Origin of the sequence: Pseudomonas frederiksbergensis, assembly GCF_003732705.1 — a bacterium.
In the GTDB taxonomy this organism is placed as follows: domain Bacteria; phylum Pseudomonadota; class Gammaproteobacteria; order Pseudomonadales; family Pseudomonadaceae; genus Aquipseudomonas; species Aquipseudomonas frederiksbergensis_F.
The window spans coordinates 1-19,177 of the sequence record NZ_MOBR01000030.1; the positions used below are offsets into that span (position 1 = coordinate 1).

The following is a 19,177-nucleotide window of genomic DNA, read 5'->3' on the forward strand; positions in this document are numbered from 1 at the left end:
CACCTTCCTGATGAGAAGTCAGAAGGTGTAAACCTTATTCAGGACGAGACACGGGAATAAAAAAAGCGCGGCATCCCTGCCGCGCTTTTTTTCAACTCGACGCCTTACTGCGCTTTGGTATCGGTCGCTGCCGGGGTCGTTGCAGCAGGTTTGGCTGCTGGTTTCTTCGCCGGTTCAGCTTTCTTCGCGGCAGGTTTTGCCGGAGTTTTCTTGGCATCGGTTTTCGCCGCAGGCTTCTTCGCCACAGGCTTGGCCGCTTTCTTCGCAGGCTCAGCCTTGACCGGTGCCGCTGGCTTCGGTGCTTCCACTGGCGCAGGGGCCGGGGTTGGCACTGGAGCCGGTGTCGGTGCTGGCGGAGTCACTGGCTCCGGAGCCTTGACCGGTTCCGGTTTCTTGTCGTCATCCGAACCGCCAAACAGGTTGGTGAAGAAGTTACCTTTCTTCGCCGCCACTGCGCCGGCCGCTGCAGCGGTCGCCGCTGGAACAACTTTCACAGGCTCAAACGACTTGCCCGCCGCCAGGTCTTCAACCTGACTGGCCGCACGCTGACCGGTGCGCAATGCGCCTTCCAGGGTGCCCGGGTACAAGGTGTCGGTGTGTTCACCGGCAAACGCTACACGTTGCAGCGGACGCTCCCACAAGCGCCAGTACTTGCTGATCTGGCCCGGGCCGAAGGCCAGGTAAGCGCCACCCATCGACGGGTCGGTGCTGTAGCGGCGGATTTCATAACCGGTGAACGAACCGCGAGCCTGTGGATAAAACGCGTGCAGACGAATCAGCACCTGATCGACCATCTGTTTGTCGCCGAAGGCCTGCATCACGCGGGCGTTGTCGCCGGACAGGTTGATCACCACGTTGGCGCCGCCCTTCAGCGCTGGTTCTACCCACAACATGCCGAGGCCGGCGTTGCTGTAGATCTCGCCGGACATCCGCGCCTTGCTTTCCCACACCGGCGTCTTGAACTTCAGCATGATCTGGTCGCGCCAGCCGTAGTTGGTGCCCTTGATCGCGCCCATGTGCTGGGCATCCAGCGACGGGGTCATGATGATTTTGCTCAGCGCGCGCAATGGCACCGCGACTACGACGTAGTCAGCCTGGTAGCCCACGCTGCCGACCTTGACGGTCACGCTGTCCTTGTCCTGGGTGATAGCCGACACCGGGGAGCTGGTCTTGATGGTTTTCAGCTGTTTGACGAAGGCCTGGGCCAACACCGGGCTGCCGCCGAGCAGGCGCGAGGCGCGCAGGTCACGGTCGGAAACACCACGGTAAACGCGGTTCTGCTGAGCGAAGTACAGCAGCGACAGGCGCGAAGGCTCGTCGTAATGGGTACGTATTTCCTGGTTGACCAGTTGGCGAGCCGTAGCCGGCAGCGTCAGACGGTCGAGCCAGTTGGAGACGTTGATCTGATCCAGGGCATACAGCGTGCTGTTCGCGGCCGGGTTCTGCGGATCTTCGATCGAGCGTGCCAGGTCATCGACGGTTTTTTCGTAGCGCTTGAGTGCGTCGGCCGTCACCGGGTCCTTGGTGGCCAGGTCAGCGGCGGTGAAATACACGCCGTCGATCAGGTAGCCCGGGGTACGCACGAACTCAGGCGCTGGCGTGGTGCTCAACTTGAAGGTCGACACGTACTGGTTCAGTACCGGCTGAGCCTTGTCGTTGCCGATCCACTCGCTGGTGGCCATGCCGGAGCGGCCGCCCAGGCTTGGCTTGGCTTCCAGCAGCGTCACCTGCCAGCCTTTGTTTTGCAGCTCGTAGGCCGCAGTGAGGCCCGAAAGCCCGCCGCCGATCACGATCGCCGTTTTATCCTTGGCCAGCGCCGAAACGCTGAACAGCCCCAACATCACCAGCGCACAGGCGCGCAGCCAACCAGCAGACATTCAGCGAACTCCGGAAATACACGAGAAAAAGCGGTTTTGCGAGCCAGACGACTCAAAGAACCGCGAAGAATACGTCAGCCATCAAAACGCCGCCAGCGACGTCTATCACCCCATACAAAGTAGCTCAATCGACACAATGGGTTGTCCCGGCGCGATGCATTGCATAGGCTTGCGCGATTGTTTGCCCGCGCCTGCCGCGGACCGCCTCGAGGAGACTGTAAATGGGCCTGAATAATCAGTGGATGCAACGGGACCTGGCCGTGTTATGGCACCCCTGCACCCAGATGAAAGACCACGAACAGCTGCCGCTGATTCCAATCAAGCGCGGTGAAGGCATCTGGCTGGAAGACTTCGAAGGCAAACGCTACCTCGACGCCGTCAGCTCCTGGTGGGTCAACGTGTTCGGCCACGCCAACCCGCGAATCAACCAGCGCATCAAGGATCAGGTCGATCAACTGGAACACGTGATCCTCGCCGGTTTCAGCCACCAGCCGGTGATCGAGCTGTCCGAACGCCTGGTGAAGATGACCCCGGAAGGCCTGACCCGGTGCTTCTACGCCGATAACGGTTCGTCCTGCATCGAAGTCGCGCTGAAAATGAGCTTTCACTATTGGCTCAACCGCGGCCAGCCGAACAAGAAGCGCTTCGTCACCCTGACTAACGGCTACCACGGCGAAACCATGGCGGCGATGGCCGTGGGCGACGTGCCGCTGTTCACCGAAACCTACAAAGCCCTGCTGATGGACACCATCAAGGTGCCGAGCCCGGATTGCTACCTGCGCCCGGAAGGCATGAGCTGGGAAGAACATTCGCGCAACATGTTCGTCGCCATGGAACAGACCCTGGCCGAGAACCACAACACCGTGGCTGCGGTGATTCTGGAGCCGTTGATCCAGGGCGCTGGCGGCATGCGCATGTACCACCCGGTGTACCTCAAATTGCTGCGCGAGGCCTGCGACCGCTACGGCGTGCACCTGATCCACGACGAAATCGCCGTCGGCTTCGGCCGCACCGGGACGATGTTCGCCTGCGAACAGGCCGGCATCCGCCCGGACTTCCTGTGCCTGTCCAAGGCCCTGACCGGCGGCTACCTGCCGTTGGCGGCGGTGCTGACCACCGACGACGTCTACAGCGCCTTCTACGACGACTACCCGACCCTGCGCGCCTTCCTGCATTCCCACAGCTACACCGGCAACCCGCTGGCGTGCGCGGCGGCCTTGGCGACTTTGGATATCTTCGAAGAAGACAACGTCATCGAGAACAACAAGGCCCTGGCCCAGCGCATGGCTACCTCCACTGCGCACCTGGTCGATCACCCGAACGTGGCGGAAGTGCGCCAGACCGGCATGGTCCTGGCCATCGAGATGGTCAAGGACAAAGCGACCAAGGAAGCCTACCCGTGGCAAGAGCGCCGTGGCTTGAAAGTGTTCAAGCATGCGCTGGAGCGCGGTGCTTTACTTCGTCCGTTGGGCAGCGTGGTGTACTTCTTGCCGCCGTATGTGATTACCCCGGAGCAAATTGATTTCCTGGCGGAAGTGGCCAGCGAAGGGATCGACATCGCGACCCGCAATAGCGTCAGCGTGTCGGTGCCGAAAGAATTTCACCCCGGTTTCCGCGATCCGGGCTAGTACATTCGCTCGTTCCCACGCTCTGCGTGGGAATGCATCCCGTGACGCTCTGCGTCACATCCAGAGCGGACGCGGAGCGTCCGTGGCGGCATTCCCACGCAGAGCGTGGGAACGATCAAACTACAGAGACCCAAGATGAGACTGTCCCGCTTCTTTATCGACACCCCCCTGAGCACCGGCGAGCACGAGTTGCCCGAGGCCCAGGCCCATTACATCAGCCGCGTGCTGCGCATGGCCGAGGGTGATGCGGTGCAATTGTTCGACGGCTCGGGCTTTGAGTTTCGCGGCACGCTGGCCGACGTCGGCAAGAAGCGTGTCACGGTGCAGATCGATGAAAGCTTCGCCGGGCAAGTCGAGTCGCCGTTGCAGATCCATCTCGGCCAAGGCCTGTCCCGTGGCGAGCGGATGGATTGGGCGATTCAGAAAGCCACCGAACTGGGCGTGACCGAGATCACCCCAATCTTCACCGACCGCTGTGAAGTCCGCCTCAAGGACGAACGCGCCGACAAACGCCTGCTGCACTGGCGCCAGGTGGCGATCAGCGCGTGCGAGCAGTGCGGGCGCTCGACGGTGCCGGTGATTCATCCGCCGCTGTTGTTGGCGGATTGGCTGAAGCAGACCGAGGCGGAGTTGAAACTGGTGCTGCATCCGGTGGCGGAGCCGTTGGTGAGTCATGCCAAGCCTGGGACCCTGGCGTTTCTGATCGGCCCTGAAGGTGGGTTGTCGGATGCGGAAGTGGATCAGGCCAAGGGGGCTGGTTTTCATGCCGCCCGGCTTGGGCCTCGGGTGTTGCGGACCGAGACCGCGCCGGTGGTGGCGTTGGCGGTGGCTCAGCAACTTTGGGGGGACTTCTAAAAAGATCGCAGCCTTTGATCGTTCCCACGCTCTGCGTGGGAATGCCTCTTCGGACGCTCTGCGTTCGGCTCTGGATGGGACGCGGAGCGTCCCGGGCTGCATTCCCACGCGGAGCGTGGGAACGATCAGGATCAGGAGTCGGTTATTGCACCGGCTCACTCACCGGTTTGGCGATGATCGCTTTCAACTCGCTGGTCATCGGAAATTCCAGGTTCAGGCCCTTGGGCGGGATCGGCTGCTGGAACCAACGGTTGTAGATGCCATTGATTTCCCCTGAGCTGTACAGGTCGGCGAGTGTCGAGTTCACCAACTCGAGAAATTGCGGGTCGCCCTTGCGCACCATGCAGCTGTAGATTTCCCGCGATTGCTCCTCACCCACTACGACCCAGTTATGCGGATCGCGAGCCTTGGCCCGTTCGCCGTAGAGCAGCGCATCGTCCATGTAAAACGCCGCCGCCCTGCCCGACTGCAACATCTGGAATGCTTCGCCGTGGTCCTTGGCGCTGATCACGAACATGTCGATCTTGTGATCAACGTTGTAGCTCTTCAAAAACCGTTCGTTGGTGGTGCCGGCGGTGGTCACGACATTCTTGCCGCGCAGGTCGGCGAAGCTTTTGATGCCGCTGTCCTTGGCCGTGAGCAACTGCCCCTTCACATAAATAAACCCGTAGGAAAACGCCACTTGCTGCATGCGCTCGGCCGTCACCCCGGTGGAGCCACACTCAAGATCGACCGTGCCGTTCTGCACCAGCGGAATACGGGTTTGCGAGGTCACCAGGTTGTACTTCACCTGCAAGTCCGGCTGATCGAGTTTTTGCTTGATGCGCTCGACAATCTTGCCCGCCAGATCCACCGAGTAGCCCATCGGCTGCCCCGAGTGATCACCCACGTAGGAGAACGGCACCGACGCATCGCGATAGCCCAAGGTGATGCTCTTGGCATTGGCGACCTTGTTCAATGTGCCAGTCAGCGGCACTTCAGTGGCCTGGACCTGACTGCCGAGCAACAGGCCGAGGGTGCAGCCGATCAACGTGATTTTTTGCATTGTTATTCTCCGTTGTGGGTGGGGGTGATTAGCGGCGGGCGGCGATCACGGTGATTTCCACCAGAACCTCTGGACGAGCCAGTTGCGCCTGCAATGTGGTTCGGGTCGGCGCTTTGCCCGGCGACAGCCAGTGTGACCAGACCTCGTTCATGGCGGCGAAATCACGGCCGATGTCGCTCAAGTAAATGGTCGCGCTGAGCAGGTGATCCTTGTCGCTGCCGGCCTCGGCCAGCAGCCCATCGATTTTCGCCAGCACCTCGACGGTCTGGCCGCTGACATCACGGCTCTCGCCCGGCACCTGACCCGAGAGAAACACCAGTTCGCCAAAGGTCAGGGCCGCAGAGAGTCGGCTGTTGCTGTTGATTCGGTTGATGCTCATCTGGTTCTTCCTTATCTAGATCAAGTCAGGCGACGCGAGGCGCGAGGCCGTGCATTTCAATCGAAGGTGCGCGCTGGGTCAGCAAATCGCTAAGCAACCGTGCGCTGCCGCAGGCCAAGGTGAAACCCAGCGCGCCATGGCCGAGGTTGAGCCAAAGGTTGCGGTACGCCGTGGCGCCAATCAGCGGCACGCCGCTGGGGGTGGCCGGGCGCATGCCGGCCCATTCAATGGCGGCGTCGTAGTCGCCGGCATTGGGCAAGGTGTCCTGGGCCTGGCGTTTGATCAATGCCAGGCGCTTGGGATCGAGCGCCGGGTCGAAGCCGACAATGTCGACCATCGCCGCCACCCGCAGTTGAGCACCGATGCGGGCGTAAACGATCTTGCGGTTGTAATCGGTAATGCTCAGGTCCGGCGCACGATGTTCGGCGCGAATCGGCACGGTCAGGCTGTAACCCTTGAGCGGGTACAGCGGCAGGTTCATACCGGGCAACGCCAGCGCCGGGCTGCGATGCCCGGCGGCAATCACCAGTTGTTCGACCGGCAACACCTGCGCGCCCATTTCAATGGCCTGCACCGCGCCGTCCGAATGACGAATGCCGGTGACCGTTTGCCCGAGCAAAAACTCGCAACGCCCCGACGCCTTGAGCCGGGCCACCAGTTGCTGGCAGAACCCGTGGCAGTCGGCGACTTCTTCATCGGGGGTGTAAATCGCGCCCACCAACGGCGCCTCGGCGAGTGCCGGCTCCAGTTGGGCGCATTCGGCCCGGGACAACACCTGTTGCTGTTGCGGATCGGCCAGACCGTGGCGCGCATGCTCGAAACTCGCGGTTTCACGAAACGTCACCAGTTTGCCGTTGCGCCGCCAGTCGAAACCGTCGAGGCGATCCTCGTCCCGCCAGCCTTGCAACGTGGTCTGACTGAGCAGCGCCAGGCGCAGCAAATGCGCGCTGTTGCGCTGGTTCACCGAACGCCGGCAGGCCGCCAGAAAGGACGCCATCCAGCGCCATTGCGCCGGATCAAGGCGTGGGCGCAGCTTCAAGGGCGAGTCACCGCGCAGCATCCAGCCAATCGCCTGCAATGGTACGCCGGCATCGGCCAGCGGCGCGACGTAGCGGTAGGACAACTGGCCGCCGTTGGCGAAACTGGTTTCGCTGGCCAGCGATTCCCGGGCCTCGACCAGCGTCACGTCGATGCCGTCGCGCACCAGTGCGTAAGCCGTTGTCAGCCCGATCACGCCGCCGCCGATGATGCAAACCCGCTGAGCCATGTCAGTCCTTAACCGTTGTTGAAACAGGCCTCAGGTTAGGACCAGGTGACAGCCGTTGAACAATGCATAAAGATGGCTGCCCCATAAACAAAGGTTATGGACTCGCCATGCGCCTGCGCCACATCGAGATTTTCCAAGCCATTCGCCAGACCGGCTCGGTCAGTGGCGCCGCCCAGTTGCTGCACGTCTCGCAACCGGCGGTGAGCAAGGTGCTGCAACACGCCGAACAGCAATTGGGCTTTGCGTTGTTCCTGCGGGTGCGCGGTAAATTGCAGGCCACGCCCGAAGCGCTGGAGCTGGAGCGCGAGGTCGATAAGGTCACCGAAAGCCTGCAAGGCGTGCGACGCCTGGCCCAGAGCCTGCGCCGCGAGCCGGGCCACAGCGTGCGGATCGGCGCGATCCCGGCGTTGGCGCTGTCGCTGCTGCCACCGGCAATCAACGAGTGGACGCAACGTTACCCGGACATCGTCTGCGAACTATCCAGCGCCCACAGCCGTGAGCTGATGCAAAACCTGTTGATGCGCGAAGTGGATGTCGCCCTGACGTTGCAGCCGCCGGATCATCCGGGGCTGAAGGCGCAAGCCCTGGCCAGTGGCATGCTGGTGGCGCTGGCGCCGCTGGGCTATTGGCCCGTCGCCAGCCACGGGCAACCGTTGCCATTGATCGAGTTGGCTGGCGCGCCGCTGATCGGCCTGTCCAGCGCTGACCCGCTGGCGGCCCGGCTCGACAGCTACCTTGAAGCCGTCGATCCGCCGCCCCGGGTGCGCATCGCCGTGCAAACTTATTCGCTGGCCCGGGCGATGGTGGAATCCGGGGCCGGGCTGGCGGTCATCGACCCGTTCACCGCGCTCGGCGCCTCGCCTGCCGCCACCGCGATTCGTCCCCTGGCGCCGGCGCTGCCGATCACCCTGTACGCCGTGACCCGCGCCGACGAACCGCCGCCTCACACCTTGAGCGATTTGTTACAGGTTTTCAGCCGCCGGGCACAGGCGCAGCTGGATCGTTTGATTCTGTAGTGTGTTGCTGTGGGAGCGAGCCTGCTCGCGAAAGCGTCAGGTCAGTCGACATCATCGCTGACTGATCCACGCTTGCGGTGGCTCAGCAATTGTGGGGGGACTTCTCGGGCCCCATCACCTGTAGGAGCGAGGCTTGCCCGCGAAAGCGTCGGTACATTCAACATTTATGCTGACTGACACGCCGCCTTCGCGGGCAAGCCTCGCTCCTACAGGACGCATTATCGTTTAGAGGACGTAAAACAAAATCGCCACAAAATGCAGCAAACTCCCCGCAATCACGAACAAATGCCAGATCCCATGGGCATGCCGCAACCGATGGTCGAGGGCAAAAAAGATAATCCCCACGGTGTACAACACCCCGCCCGACGCCAGCCAGGCGAAGCCAGTCGCGCCCAGTGCCGCAAGCAGCGGTTTGACCGCCACCAGCACAATCCAGCCCATCACCGCGTAGATCACGATCGACAGAATCCGCGCTTCCGAACGCGGCTTGATCTCTTGCAGAATGCCGATCAGCGCCAGCCCCCAGACAATCCCGAACAACGTCCAGCCCCATGGCCCGCGCAGGGTCACCAGGCAGAACGGCGTGTAGCTGCCGGCGATCAGCAGATAGATCGAAAAGTGATCAACCTTCTGCATGATCTCTTTCTTGCGCCCGCGCACGCTGTGGTACACGGTCGAGGCGCTGTAGAGCACCATCAAGGTGAAACCGTAAATCGCCACGCTGACAATCTTCCACGGGCTGCCGTCCATGCTGGCGATCACCAGCATCCACACCACCCCAACCGTCGCCGCCACCGCCCCGACCAAATGCGTCCAGGCGTTCAATCGTTCCCCGTGATACATGAATCGCTTCCCTCAAAATTCGTTACAACATGGCGCAAGGCTCAGGCCTTGAGACTAAAAGCGCAATGTTTCAGGACACATATCTCCCTGCCGTGCACAATCAGGTCATTCCAAAAAGAGTCCGCGCGATGCTGATCGACGAAGAGTTGACCCTGAAAAAACTCGAGGTGTTCCTGGCCTTCATGCGCACCGGCAACCTGGCCCGTGCCGCCGCGGAGTTGCAGACCAGCAATGTCAGCGTGCACCGTGCCATTCATTCCCTGGAAAGTGCCCTGCGTTGTCCGTTGTTCAAGCATGAAGGACGCAACCTGACGCCGCTGGAAAGCGCTTACGTGTTGGAAGAACGGGCGCAGAAGTTGATTCAGGACGTGGTCGAAAGCGTGCGCCTGACCCGCGAAGCTGCCGGGTTCTCGGCGGAACGCTTCAAGCTCGGCTCACTGTATTCGCTGACGGTGAAGACCGTGCCGCAGTTGATCATGGGCCTGAAAATCCGCCGCAGCGAACTCAACATCGACCTGATCCTCGGCTCGAACATTGACCTGCTCTACAAACTCAAGAATATGGAAGTCGACGCGATCCTCGTGTCGCTGGACGACAGCGTCAACGACCCGGATTGCGAGCACATTCAGCTGTTCTCCGATGACATCTTCCTCGCCACCCCGGCGGATTCGAAGTTTGCCCAACGGGCGGAAGTCGACCTCGCGGAAGTGCGCGACGAAACCTTCATCACCCTGACCCAGGGCTTCGCCACGCACCAGGACGGGATCCGGGTGTTCAAGCAGGCGGGGTTCGAGCCGAAAGTGGCGATGCAGGTCAACGACATCTTCACCCTGCTGAGCATGGTCAGCTCGGGGGTGGGTTATGCGTTGCTGCCGGGCAGGATTGCGGCGGTGTATGAGAACCGGGTGAAACTGATTCCGTTGCAGGAAAAGTACCGGTTGCAGCAGCACATTGGCGTGGTGTTCTTGAAGGCCAAGGAGCGTGATCCGAATCTGCTGGCGTTGCTGGCCGAGTGTCGGATGTATGCCAATCGCAATACCTCCACCTGATCGTTCCCACGCTCCGCGTGGGAATGCAGCCCGGGACGCTCCGCGTCCCTACTCAAGCGTGACGCAGAGCGTCACAGGAGGCATTCCCACGCGGAGCGTGGGAACGATCATTAAATCCCGACTTAACCCACAATCCCGCGAACAATGAAGTACAACAACGAAGGCCCAAGCAGACAGCCCAGCCCGGTATGAAACGTCGCGGTCAACGCGCCATAAGGCACCAACCGCCGATCCGTCGCCGCCAGCCCCGCCGTCACGCCGCTGACCGTACCAGCCAACCCACCAAACACCATCGCCGAACGCGGGTTATCCAGGCCCATCCATTTCGCCGCCATCGGTGTACCCACCATCACCAGAATCGCCTTGATCAACCCGGTGGCAATCGACAACGCCACCACATCCGAACTGGCACCAATCGCCGCCCCGGTCACCGGCCCGACGATGTACGTCACCGCGCCCGCGCCAATGGTGGTCATGCTGATCGCATCGCGATAGCCGAACGCCCAGGCAATGCTCGCGCCGACAATAAACGGCAGCACCGTACCCAGCAGCAGCGCAATCGCGCCGACCAACCCGGCCTTTTTCGCTTCGGTGGCTTGCACTTCGAACGCGGTGGCGACGATGGCAAAGTCCCGCAGCATGGCGCCACCCATCAAACCGATACCGGAGAACAGCGACAAGTCCGCCAGGCCTTTTTGCCCGCCGGTCATGGTGCCGCCGACCCAGGCCAGTACCAGGCCGATGACGATGGCAATCGCCGAGCCATGAATCCGCCCGTAAGTCAGGCGTTTGGACAACACCACCGACACCCACATGATGATGCCGACAAACGCGAACGCGGTGACCAGACCATTCGCGGTCAGGCCTTTATCAATGAGTTCCCACATATCAGCGGCCTCCTACTGGCGTGCCGACCGGCGTCACTTGCGCCGGTTCATCGGGCAGTGGCTCGCCTTTGTGGGTCCGGCTGATCAGGGCAATGGTGCAGCCGCAAATCACCACCGAACCGATGGCCGCCAGCACCGCGACCGGGCCGCCGTGCAAGGCAGTCACAACGTTTTGTTGCGCTGCCATCGCCACCACCACCGGAATGTACATCGCGCCCCAGAAGCCGACGCCCATCTCGCAATCCTTGGTCATACCGCCGCGCTTTTGCATGTAGAGCCGCGCGCAGATCAACAGGATCATCGCGATCCCGACCCCGCCGACGTTGGACTTCACGCCCAACAACATGCCCAGGGCATCGCCCATGATCACCCCTGCCAGCGTACAGATCGCCAACAGCGCCACACCGTAAATAATCATTGTTGTAGTCCTCAAAGTGCATCGTCGAAGTTGTTGTTTTTGTGCTTCGCAAGCCTGAGTCGGTGTTCTAGGGTTGGCGGCTTCCCTCCTCACGCAACAGCGCTTGCAAGGTGTCCAGCCGCGCACCGTCGAAGGCAATCACGGTGCCCTGCTCGAACACCCGGCGCGCCAGCCCGGTTAACACCGCACCGGGCGGCAGTTCGATTTGCAGACGCACGCCGCGCTCGTAAGCGCTTTGCACCGTGCCGCGCCAATCGACGACGCGGCACATGTTGAAAGCGAGGTCATCGCGCAGGGCTTCAAGGTTGACGATGGGCCGGGCGCGACTGCCGCTCAGGTAGCCCATCGTTGGGGTTTTCAGGGTCACTGTGGCGAAGGCTTCTGCCAGGGTTTTGGCTGGAGCATCCAATAAAGGACAGTGCGACGGCACGCTGACGGCCAGGCGTTTGGCCAGACCTGCGCCGTGACCTTTCGCCAACTGCGCCACGGCTTTCATCGCGTCGTCGCTGCCGGCAATCACCACCTGGTTATCGGCGTTGATATTGGCCAGGTACACCGGCGTTTCGACGCTGTGAACCTGCGCGAGCAACTGTTCGACTGTGGATAAATCGAGACCGATGATCGCGGTCATGCCGTAGCCCTGTGGATAAGCCTGTTGCATCAGCTCACCCCGCAGGCTGACCAGATGCAGCGCATCGCTGAACCCCAAAGCGCCGGCGACCACCGCTGCCGGATAGGCACCGATCGACAATCCCGCCACGTAATCCGCTGGCTCCTGCAATTGCCGTGAAGCCGCGACCCCGGCGATCAGCAGGCACAGCTGCACCGCCCTCGTCGACTTCAATGCTTCTGCCGAATCCAGCAACAACGCGTCTTCACCGAGGACGTCACTCGCCTCAACTACCGTTTCCCGAGGCAAACGATGGAGCATGCCCGGCTGCTGCGCGCCCTGGCCCGGGAACACCAACAGGCTGCTCACGCTGCTTGCTCCTGAGGGTTCCACGGATCCAGCACCAGACAAGCTTCAGTAGCGTTTTTCAGCAGGACTCGCCGCGCAGGGCCGGCCCATTCGCGCAGGGCGATGGCACCGGAAGGCGTCTGCAACTGCATGTCCACTTGGCACGCAGCCGTATCAAAAATCTTCACCAGTTCCTGAGCCTGTACGCGACTCAAGGGTTGCGGTGTGCGCAGGATCAAGTCGAGATCGCTGCGCTCATGCAATGCCCGGACACCGCTGGCCAATTCAAAACCGGCGCTGCCGCTGATGCCCCAGACGAAACCGCAAGCATCCAGCATCGCCCGCAGTTGAGTCAGGGCACGTAATGCGGGTAGATCCCGATCAATCGAGGCATGACAAAGGTCTTCCGGTTTGACCCGACGCTGAATCGCCTCGACTGACATCACCGTCGCAAACCGCTGCTCACGCAACGGCCCGCGCACGCCCACGGCAATCTGACCCGCCGCGCACAATTCACGCCGCACGACCACCGGTTGGCCAGCGCCAATGGACTCAATCGCCCACAACGGCGCGTCGGCAGGCATCTGCTCCGGGGTCATGCCCCAGAGCAGGTCGTGGGCCAGAAACGTGTTCACCACTGCGCGCTCAACAGTTCGCGAACCTTGCTCGACGCGGCGCGGTTACTGGCGCCCAAGCGGCTGCTCAGATCGCGCCCCTTGGCGGCGACATCACTGATTGCCAGGCTCAGGCATTCAGTCACGCGGGTAAGATCCTGCGCCGTCGGCTGTTCAATCTGTTCCACCGACAAGGTTTCCCAGAGCAAACCGAGGCTGGCATAGCTTTCGATGTCATACGCCATCGGCGGCACGCTGGCGGCCAGTGCTTCCAGTTCTTCAACACTGCGCAGGGTTACTCGCGCCGCCGAGGCCTTGCCCATGGCGTGAACCATTACGCCCGGATCACGCAGGGCGATCAGCCGATTGGCTTGATAGCCGTGAGCGAGAAACGCCCCGGACATGGCCTTGCCCACCAGCAGACCGATTACCGCGTGGCCGGCCAGTCGAGCGCGAGCATAACTGTCCGCCGCACCGGCCAATGCCTGATGAATACCGAGTGCTTCTTCACGGCGACCATAGGCCTGGCTCGGTACATCGACGATGGCGATCAAGGCACGCTTCTGCGATTTGTCGCTGTCGGCCGCAATGACTTCATCGACGGCTTTGGCCAAACCCCAACCTTCCAGCAATCCAACCTCGCCATTACGGGCACGGGCAAAGCGGTTGTCGGGATCAGTCACCACCGCGATAAATCGCACAGGTTGATCACCCAATACACCGTCCGCCACCTTCAACGAAGCAGGCAAACCTTCGACCGGTTTCGCACCGGTACTCAAGGCGTTGAACCAGTTCAAACCTCTCATGAGCGCTCTCCTTGATACAGATCGCGAACCACCGACGGCTCGATTTGCGGCTCAGCATCCAGCCGCGCCAAGCGCTCTAAAAACAACCCGGCCTGTTGGCTACGCTGTTGCGCCGGCAAACCTTGCTTGAGCAATTCACTGACCTGCTGCTGAATCTGCGCCACGTCATCGGCGACGTAACGATCCACCAAACCACTGGCAAACCGCTGCTCGCCCCCGGTCAGGCTCCAGATGAAAGGACGATCCCGCGAATCGTATTCCTCAAGCCCCGCTTCCTGCTCGATCACTTGCGGGCCGTTGAGGCCAAGCCGTGCTTCCTGAGTCACCAGCAAATAACTGCACAACCCGGCGGCAATCGACATGCCGCCAAAGCAACCGACACTGCCAGCCACGACGCCAACCACTGGCTGGTACTGACGCAGATCGACAATCGCCGCATGGATATCGGCAATCGCCGCGAGCCCGAGGTTGGCTTCCTGCAAGCGCACGCCACCGGTTTCCAGCAGCAGCACGGCGCGAGTCGGAATGCCTTTGCGGTTGTCTTCAGCCGCCAGTTCCAGCGCACCGGCCATCTTCGCGCCGCCGACTTCGCCGAGGCTGCCGCCCTGAAACGAACCTTCAATCGCGGCGATCACTACCGGCAAACCACCGATGCTGCCCTTGGCGATCACCACGCCGTCATCCGCTTGCGGCACCACGCCCTGACGCGACAGCCACGGCGACATGATTCGTTGAAACGGGTCGAGCAATTCGCGGAAGGTGCCGGCGTCGAGCAAGGCTTTCGCTCGTTGCCGCGCGCCGAGTTCGACGAAGCTGCGTCTTTGTAGGGATGGCTGGAGGAGATCAGTCATGGCCAATCTCCTCAAAGCCTTGTTCCAGACGCAAGCGCACCACGCCCGGCGTCGCCCCGAAATCATGAATATCAATCGCCATCGCTGGCGGCGTTTGCCCATCAAACATCCGCGCAAACAGATGCTGCCAGCGCTGTTCCGCGCCGTTGACCGAGGTCTGTACCTGGATGGTCAACTTGCCAGCCACACCCGGTTCGATCAGCACTTCCAGATCGCCCGAGCCAACACAGCCCACCAGCGTCCGGCCCCGGGGCGGCTGCCCGGCGGGGAATTCAAAGGATAAGGTTTCCATCAGAAAGCTCCGGATTCGATGCGGTCGATGAACAGGCAGGCGGCGAGCAAGTCGGCAGCGCCGCCGGGCGAGGCGTTCAACGCGATGAGTTGTTCATCCAGTTCATGCAAGCGGCGGCGACCGCCGAGGCTGGCACTGCCGCCCGCGTCGAGTACGGCTTGGGCACCGAGTTGCATGGTTTGCAGGCCTTGTTCGCCAGCGCGGTAGAGCACGCAGGTGTCGGCCAGTCGGGTCATGATCGCCAACAAGGCGTCGAGGCGAGCGTTTTGTTCGCCATGGCCCAAGGCACGGCTGCGTTTGAGTTGAGGCAGTGCGCGTTGCAGGACGGAAGGAAAGCCGAGTTGTGCTTCTTCACGAGCACCGCGTGCGCCGTAGCGTTGCGCGACTTGGGCGCCGTGGCTGAGCGGGCGAGGAGCGTAACGGTCGTCGAGCAACGCCAAACGGGCAGCGCACAAAGTGACGGCGCTCGCGTTAGTGTTTTCAAGGGCGGCGGCAGCGACCAACAGGCCCAGCGCCCAAATCGCGCCGCGATGAGTATTCACGCCGCTGGTGGTGGCGAGCATCGCTTGCTCCCCGTCCCGGCCAATGCGCCCGAGGGCTTCGCGCAGCGGCAAACCGACGTCGCCGAACTGGATGGCCGCTTCCGCCATTTCCTTGAACGCCGGCCACAACGACAACGCCGAAGCGTGCATCAAGCCCAGGTGCAAATCGGTGTGCGCGCCATTGCCGCGACGGTCCACCAGCGCCGGTTTAGGCGACAGGTCCGCTTCGTCGATCAGCGCGTCCACCGCCAAATCCGCCAGCCGATCGGCCAGGGTCAGTGTTTTGGGTTGCAGGTTAAGTGCGTGCATTTACCAGCTCCTGAACTTGGCGGGCGGGTTGTAGAGGCCACCGGACCACTCCACCAGATCGGCCACGCTTTTGGCCGCGAGCAATTCGCGGGTGGCGTCGGTGCGGCGGATGCCGAGGTCTTCGGGCAAGGCGATCAAGCCTTCGCGGCGCATACGCGCGGTGTCTTTCGGGTTGTGGCGCATGCCGATCACGGTGACGCCAGCGACCGCCGCGATCATCGCTTGGCGTTCTTCCAGCGAGCGCGCCTTGTACAAATAGGCGATGCCTTCTTCGGTCAGCAGGTGGGTGACGTCGTCGCCGTAGATCATGATCGGCGCCAACGGCATGCCGCTTTTACGCGCCACTTCCACCGCGTCGAGGGTTTCGACGAAGGTCGGTTTGCCGCCCTCCTGGAACGTCTCGACCATCTGCACCACGAGTTTTTTACCGCGTTCGAGCAAGGCTTCCGGCGCATCGTCGTGACGCATGTCGAGCCAGGCCGGGGTGCCGTGGCGGCGACCGCGGGGGTCGTGACCCATGTTCGGCGCGCCACCGAAACCGGCGAGACGTCCGCGAGTCACGGTGGAGGAATGGCCGTCGCCATCGACTTGTAGGGTCGCGCCGATAAACAGGTCCACCGCGTACTGCCCGGCCAATTGGCAGAACATGCGGTTGGAGCGCAGCGAGCCGTCGCGGCCAGTGAAGAACACGTCCGGCCGGGCGGCGATGTAGTTTTCCATCCCCAGTTCGGTGCCGAAGCAATGCACGCTTTCGACCCAGCCGCTTTCGATGGCCGGGATCAGGGTCGGGTGCGGATTAAGGGTCCAGTTGCGGCAGATCTTGCCTTTGAGGCCGAGGGATTCGCCGTAGGTCGGCAGGATCAATTCGATGGCCGCGGTGTTGAAACCGATGCCGTGGTTCAGGGACTGGACGTTGTGTTTTTCGTAGATTCCACGAATCGCCATCATCGCCATCAACACATGCACAGGCTTGATGTGCCGTGGGTCGCGGGTGAACAGCGGTTCGATGTAGAACGGCTTGTCGGCCACCACCACGAAATCGACCCAGGATGCGGGGATATCGACGCGGGGCAGATCGGTGACGTCGTCCACCAGTTGATTGACCTGGACGATGACGATGCCATCGCTGAACGCCGCCGGTTCGATCAATGCGGGCGTGTCTTCGGTGCTCGGGCCGGTGTAGATGTTGCCGGCGCGGTCGGCCATGAAACCGGCGGAGAGCACGACGTTGGGAATCAGGTCCACCACCAGTCGCGCATAGAGTTCGATGTAGGTGTGGATCGCGCCGATTTCCAGCAGGCCATCTTCCAGCAACTGGCTGATGCGCAGGCTCTGGGTGCCGGCAAAGGAGAAATCGAGCTTGCGGGCGATGCCGCGTTCGAACAGATCGAGGTGCTCAGAGCGGCCGACGCTGGGCATGATCATGTGCAAATCGTGCAGCTTCGCGGGGTCAGCCTTGGCCAGGGAGCGCGACAGGAAATCCGCCTGCTTCTGGTTATTGCCCTCCAGCACCACCCGGTCGCCGGGCAGAATCAACGCCTCCAGCGCCGCGACGATTTTGTCGGTGGGCAACACCACGCCGTCGGCAAAACCTTTGACCAACTCCAGACGCCGCTGCTTCTCGCTGCGCCGCCGCGTCCATCGCGAGTCGGGGGATATTATTGTTGTCATGACCACTCCACGGGTTCGCTGTCGTGGGGTCACCTTAGGAGGGATTGGGAGTGGGCATCAATCAAGCAGAGTGTCGGATCGTTACGCTCACCGTAACGAACCACACAGCCCTCGATCGTTCCCACGCGCAGCAAAGGAATGCCTCAAGGGACGCTCCGCGTTCCAGCTCTCGAATGGGACGCAGAGCGTCCCGGGCTGCATTCCCACGCGGAGCGTGGGAACGATCATGTCCGCGATGAACTGAAGGAAGGGTTTTGCCCCATCAGATTGATCTTTTCCTGCTGCGCCACACGCACGACAAAACTGTTTTCAGCCGCCAGTTTTGCGGCCCAGTCGTCGGGGGTGTAGAGCGTCGGGTTGAGGACGCGGCCCAGTTGCTCTTCCAGAGGCATGAGCCGCTCCATCACTTCACTGTAGTGCAGGCCTTCGCCGATCAGCATGAGATCAATGTCACTGGATGCGTTTGCCGAATCCTTGGCGATGGAGCCGTACACGAAGGCCCAGGTGATCTGTTCGGTAAAGGGTTGCAGCACCTGGCGCAGGGGCTCGGCGATGCCGAAGGTTTTGCGGGCGATGCCCAACAGTTCGGCATAGATCGGGCAGTCGGGATTAGCTTGGTAGTGGGTCTGGTTACCTTGGCGGGTCAGGGTCAGCACGCCAGCCTGCTGCAACCGATCGAGTTCGCGCATAAGGCTGCCTTTACCCACTTGAGCCCAGCGGGCGATTTCGTTGGCGTAAAAGCTCTGGTCGGGTTTGCCGAACAACAAGCCCAGCACTTTTTGCTGGGTGGTGGTGAACAAGGCTTCGCTGAGAGAAAGGTTTTTCACAGTGGCAACCGAAGAGTCCCAAAAAGGGAACGATAGGTCCCTTTTTGGGAATCTTCAACCTTGGCCCACCGATTGATCGTTCCCACGCTCTGCGTGGGAATGCAGCCCGGGACGCTCTGCGTCCCATTCGAGAGCTGGAACGCGGAGCGTCCCTTGAGGCATTCCCACGCGGAGCGTGGGAACGATCACTATGGGGATTTGTGTTTAAAAGTTGCGGCGTAGGAAGGGTTGGCGGCTACGCGGTCTGACGTCGCTGCCTACAGCAATGCGGGAAGCCGCTGACTGGTGGGGTTTTGTGTTGGTCTTTATCGTTTGGGGGTCGCTGCCAATTCAGCGACCGGGTCTGGAATCCCGAGGTGTAGAAGGCGCGAAAGCGCCCCTCATGACGTATGCTTGCGCACCTTTAATGTGTGCATTCAGTTATGGCGGCTGTGCGCGGGAGACCTTCGGGTCTACCGGGTTTTCTCCACCTCGGGTTCCAGCCCGCGTACAGCTGCCACCCCTTCGGCTGGAACCGAGGGAGCAGCTGAAACTCATTACTGGAGATTTCACTATGTTCAAAGCTACCCCCAACCCCCCGGAATCCGGCACCGATTCCAAACCATCCCTCGATGCAGAAAAAATGAAAGAAGCCGCCGACCGCGCCTTCGCCCATTACTTCCCTCCAGCTGATGAAAAACGATCCAAGCGTCGTAAATACCACCTTTTCGCCGTCGCCCCGGGTGTCGACGATCCCGAGGCTATGCTGGCCAGTGCTTCCGAAGATTTGCTGTCGATCAGCGCGATTGCGGCGGATTTGGCGGACGATGTGGAAGGCACGCGCCGTTCGGTGGTCCTGGCGATTAGTCGTCTGACCGATGGCGTGCAGTTGTTGGTAGAGCGCACGCTGGATCATTACGAGGCATTGCAGATGCAGTTGCGCGAACAAGCCAAGGTTTAGCCATTACGCCTGATCGTTCCCACGCGCAGCAAAGGAATGCAGCCCGGGACGCTCTGCGTCCCTTTTGAGAGCTGGAACGCGGAGCGTCCCTTGAGGCATTCCT

At 61.6% G+C, this 19,177-nt stretch carries 20 protein-coding genes; 5 read left to right on the forward strand and 15 right to left on the reverse strand.

Annotated features, from left to right (window positions below):
- Positions 1–104: 104 nt before the first annotated feature.
- Positions 105–1,877, reverse strand: coding sequence for a flavin monoamine oxidase family protein (locus BK667_RS24575; protein WP_123599167.1), 1,773 nt, complete (start codon positions 1,875–1,877; stop codon positions 105–107).
- A gap of 221 nt (positions 1,878–2,098) precedes the next feature.
- On the opposite strand from BK667_RS24575, the gene BK667_RS24580 reads away from it, so the two are divergent.
- The gene (locus tag BK667_RS24580; RefSeq protein WP_123599168.1) at positions 2,099–3,505 is read left to right on the forward strand and encodes an adenosylmethionine--8-amino-7-oxononanoate transaminase; all 1,407 of its coding nucleotides are present in this window, start codon (positions 2,099–2,101) and stop codon (positions 3,503–3,505) included.
- A gap of 135 nt (positions 3,506–3,640) precedes the next feature.
- Complete coding sequence (locus tag BK667_RS24585; protein ID WP_123599169.1) at positions 3,641–4,360, forward strand: 16S rRNA (uracil(1498)-N(3))-methyltransferase; 720 nt, start codon at positions 3,641–3,643, stop codon at positions 4,358–4,360.
- Between the two features lie 142 nt (positions 4,361–4,502).
- On the opposite strand, the gene BK667_RS24595 is transcribed toward BK667_RS24585, so the two are convergent.
- From BK667_RS24595 to BK667_RS24605, 3 genes are read right to left on the reverse strand one after another with little or no spacing between them, the layout of a single operon-like run.
- The gene (locus BK667_RS24595; protein WP_123599170.1) at positions 4,503–5,405 is read right to left on the reverse strand and encodes a transporter substrate-binding domain-containing protein; all 903 of its coding nucleotides are present in this window, start codon (positions 5,403–5,405) and stop codon (positions 4,503–4,505) included.
- 28 nt (positions 5,406–5,433) lie between these two features.
- Complete coding sequence (locus tag BK667_RS24600; protein WP_123599171.1) at positions 5,434–5,784, reverse strand: RidA family protein; 351 nt, start codon at positions 5,782–5,784, stop codon at positions 5,434–5,436.
- Positions 5,785–5,809: 25 nt separating this feature from the next.
- The gene (locus tag BK667_RS24605; RefSeq protein WP_123514717.1) at positions 5,810–7,051 is read right to left on the reverse strand and encodes a D-amino acid dehydrogenase; all 1,242 of its coding nucleotides are present in this window, start codon (positions 7,049–7,051) and stop codon (positions 5,810–5,812) included.
- A 107-nt stretch (positions 7,052–7,158) separates the two neighbouring features.
- Between BK667_RS24605 and BK667_RS24610 the strand changes: the two genes are divergently transcribed.
- Positions 7,159–8,067, forward strand: coding sequence for a LysR family transcriptional regulator (locus BK667_RS24610; RefSeq protein ID WP_123599172.1), 909 nt, complete (start codon positions 7,159–7,161; stop codon positions 8,065–8,067).
- Between the two features lie 225 nt (positions 8,068–8,292).
- Here the strand turns inward: BK667_RS24610 and trhA are convergent, their stop codons facing one another.
- Positions 8,293–8,910, reverse strand: coding sequence for a PAQR family membrane homeostasis protein TrhA (gene trhA / locus BK667_RS24615; protein WP_123599173.1), 618 nt, complete (start codon positions 8,908–8,910; stop codon positions 8,293–8,295).
- Between the two features lie 128 nt (positions 8,911–9,038).
- Between trhA and BK667_RS24620 the strand changes: the two genes are divergently transcribed.
- Positions 9,039–9,959, forward strand: a complete 921-nt coding sequence (locus BK667_RS24620; protein ID WP_123599174.1) for a LysR family transcriptional regulator — start codon at positions 9,039–9,041, stop codon at positions 9,957–9,959.
- A 122-nt stretch (positions 9,960–10,081) separates the two neighbouring features.
- Here BK667_RS24620 and madM read toward each other — a convergent pair whose 3' ends face one another.
- The 10 genes from madM to BK667_RS24670 form a co-directional block, all read right to left on the reverse strand.
- Positions 10,082–10,846, reverse strand: a complete 765-nt coding sequence (madM, locus tag BK667_RS24625; protein WP_054616914.1) for a malonate transporter subunit MadM — start codon at positions 10,844–10,846, stop codon at positions 10,082–10,084.
- Position 10,847: 1 nt separating this feature from the next.
- Positions 10,848–11,264: a malonate transporter subunit MadL gene (gene madL, locus BK667_RS24630; protein WP_123514712.1), complete on the reverse strand. Its 417-nt coding sequence runs from the start codon at positions 11,262–11,264 to the stop codon at positions 10,848–10,850.
- A gap of 67 nt (positions 11,265–11,331) precedes the next feature.
- The gene (mdcH, locus tag BK667_RS24635) at positions 11,332–12,243 is read right to left on the reverse strand and encodes a malonate decarboxylase subunit epsilon (protein ID WP_123599175.1); all 912 of its coding nucleotides are present in this window, start codon (positions 12,241–12,243) and stop codon (positions 11,332–11,334) included.
- Positions 12,240–12,860, reverse strand: a complete 621-nt coding sequence (locus tag BK667_RS24640) for a malonate decarboxylase holo-ACP synthase (RefSeq protein WP_123599176.1) — start codon at positions 12,858–12,860, stop codon at positions 12,240–12,242. The genes mdcH and BK667_RS24640 overlap by 4 nt, the downstream gene beginning before the upstream one ends.
- The gene (gene mdcE, locus BK667_RS24645) at positions 12,854–13,642 is read right to left on the reverse strand and encodes a biotin-independent malonate decarboxylase subunit gamma (protein ID WP_123599177.1); all 789 of its coding nucleotides are present in this window, start codon (positions 13,640–13,642) and stop codon (positions 12,854–12,856) included. The genes BK667_RS24640 and mdcE overlap by 7 nt, the downstream gene beginning before the upstream one ends.
- Positions 13,639–14,493, reverse strand: a complete 855-nt coding sequence (locus BK667_RS24650; protein ID WP_123599178.1) for a biotin-independent malonate decarboxylase subunit beta — start codon at positions 14,491–14,493, stop codon at positions 13,639–13,641. Before BK667_RS24650 ends, mdcE begins: the two co-directional genes overlap by 4 nt.
- Positions 14,486–14,785 (reverse strand): malonate decarboxylase subunit delta, encoded by a 300-nt coding sequence (locus BK667_RS24655; protein ID WP_123404225.1) that lies wholly within the window; start codon positions 14,783–14,785, stop codon positions 14,486–14,488. Before BK667_RS24655 ends, BK667_RS24650 begins: the two co-directional genes overlap by 8 nt.
- Positions 14,785–15,636 carry a triphosphoribosyl-dephospho-CoA synthase gene (locus tag BK667_RS24660; protein WP_123599179.1) on the reverse strand — a complete coding sequence of 284 codons (852 nt, stop codon included), beginning with the start codon at positions 15,634–15,636 and terminating at the stop codon, positions 14,785–14,787. Before BK667_RS24660 ends, BK667_RS24655 begins: the two co-directional genes overlap by 1 nt.
- On the reverse strand, positions 15,637–17,307 hold the full coding sequence (gene mdcA / locus BK667_RS24665; RefSeq protein ID WP_123599180.1) for a malonate decarboxylase subunit alpha: 1,671 nt from the start codon (positions 17,305–17,307) through the stop codon (positions 15,637–15,639). It lies immediately after the preceding gene.
- Positions 17,308–17,531: 224 nt separating this feature from the next.
- Positions 17,532–18,134: a transcriptional regulator gene (locus BK667_RS24670; RefSeq protein ID WP_123599181.1), complete on the reverse strand. Its 603-nt coding sequence runs from the start codon at positions 18,132–18,134 to the stop codon at positions 17,532–17,534.
- Positions 18,135–18,687: 553 nt separating this feature from the next.
- Here BK667_RS24670 and BK667_RS24675 point away from each other — a divergent pair.
- Positions 18,688–19,074, forward strand: coding sequence for a DUF6124 family protein (locus tag BK667_RS24675; RefSeq protein WP_123599182.1), 387 nt, complete (start codon positions 18,688–18,690; stop codon positions 19,072–19,074).
- Positions 19,075–19,177 lie beyond the last annotated feature (103 nt).

Excerpts from the sequence above, each read along its gene's own strand:
- BK667_RS24595 (WP_123599170.1), bottom strand. The coding sequence starts at position 5,405 with ATGCAAAAAATCACGTTGATCGGCTGCACCCTCGGCCTGTTGCTCGGC.
- BK667_RS24650 (WP_123599178.1), bottom strand. The coding sequence starts at position 14,493 with ATGACTGATCTCCTCCAGCCATCCCTACAAAGACGCAGCTTCGTCGAA.
- mdcE (WP_123599177.1), bottom strand. The coding sequence starts at position 13,642 with ATGAGAGGTTTGAACTGGTTCAACGCCTTGAGTACCGGTGCGAAACCG.
- BK667_RS24655 (WP_123404225.1), bottom strand. The coding sequence starts at position 14,785 with ATGGAAACCTTATCCTTTGAATTCCCCGCCGGGCAGCCGCCCCGGGGC.
- madM (WP_054616914.1), bottom strand. The coding sequence starts at position 10,846 with ATGTGGGAACTCATTGATAAAGGCCTGACCGCGAATGGTCTGGTCACC.
- trhA (WP_123599173.1), bottom strand. The coding sequence starts at position 8,910 with ATGTATCACGGGGAACGATTGAACGCCTGGACGCATTTGGTCGGGGCG.
- BK667_RS24610 (WP_123599172.1), top strand. The coding sequence starts at position 7,159 with ATGCGCCTGCGCCACATCGAGATTTTCCAAGCCATTCGCCAGACCGGC.
- BK667_RS24575 (WP_123599167.1), bottom strand. The coding sequence starts at position 1,877 with ATGTCTGCTGGTTGGCTGCGCGCCTGTGCGCTGGTGATGTTGGGGCTG.
- BK667_RS24675 (WP_123599182.1), top strand. The coding sequence starts at position 18,688 with ATGTTCAAAGCTACCCCCAACCCCCCGGAATCCGGCACCGATTCCAAA.
- madL (WP_123514712.1), bottom strand. The coding sequence starts at position 11,264 with ATGATTATTTACGGTGTGGCGCTGTTGGCGATCTGTACGCTGGCAGGG.
- BK667_RS24620 (WP_123599174.1), top strand. The coding sequence starts at position 9,039 with ATGCTGATCGACGAAGAGTTGACCCTGAAAAAACTCGAGGTGTTCCTG.
- BK667_RS24580 (WP_123599168.1), top strand. The coding sequence starts at position 2,099 with ATGGGCCTGAATAATCAGTGGATGCAACGGGACCTGGCCGTGTTATGG.
- BK667_RS24605 (WP_123514717.1), bottom strand. The coding sequence starts at position 7,051 with ATGGCTCAGCGGGTTTGCATCATCGGCGGCGGCGTGATCGGGCTGACA.
- BK667_RS24660 (WP_123599179.1), bottom strand. The coding sequence starts at position 15,636 with ATGCACGCACTTAACCTGCAACCCAAAACACTGACCCTGGCCGATCGG.
- BK667_RS24600 (WP_123599171.1), bottom strand. The coding sequence starts at position 5,784 with ATGAGCATCAACCGAATCAACAGCAACAGCCGACTCTCTGCGGCCCTG.
- mdcA (WP_123599180.1), bottom strand. The coding sequence starts at position 17,307 with ATGACAACAATAATATCCCCCGACTCGCGATGGACGCGGCGGCGCAGC.
- BK667_RS24585 (WP_123599169.1), top strand. The coding sequence starts at position 3,641 with ATGAGACTGTCCCGCTTCTTTATCGACACCCCCCTGAGCACCGGCGAG.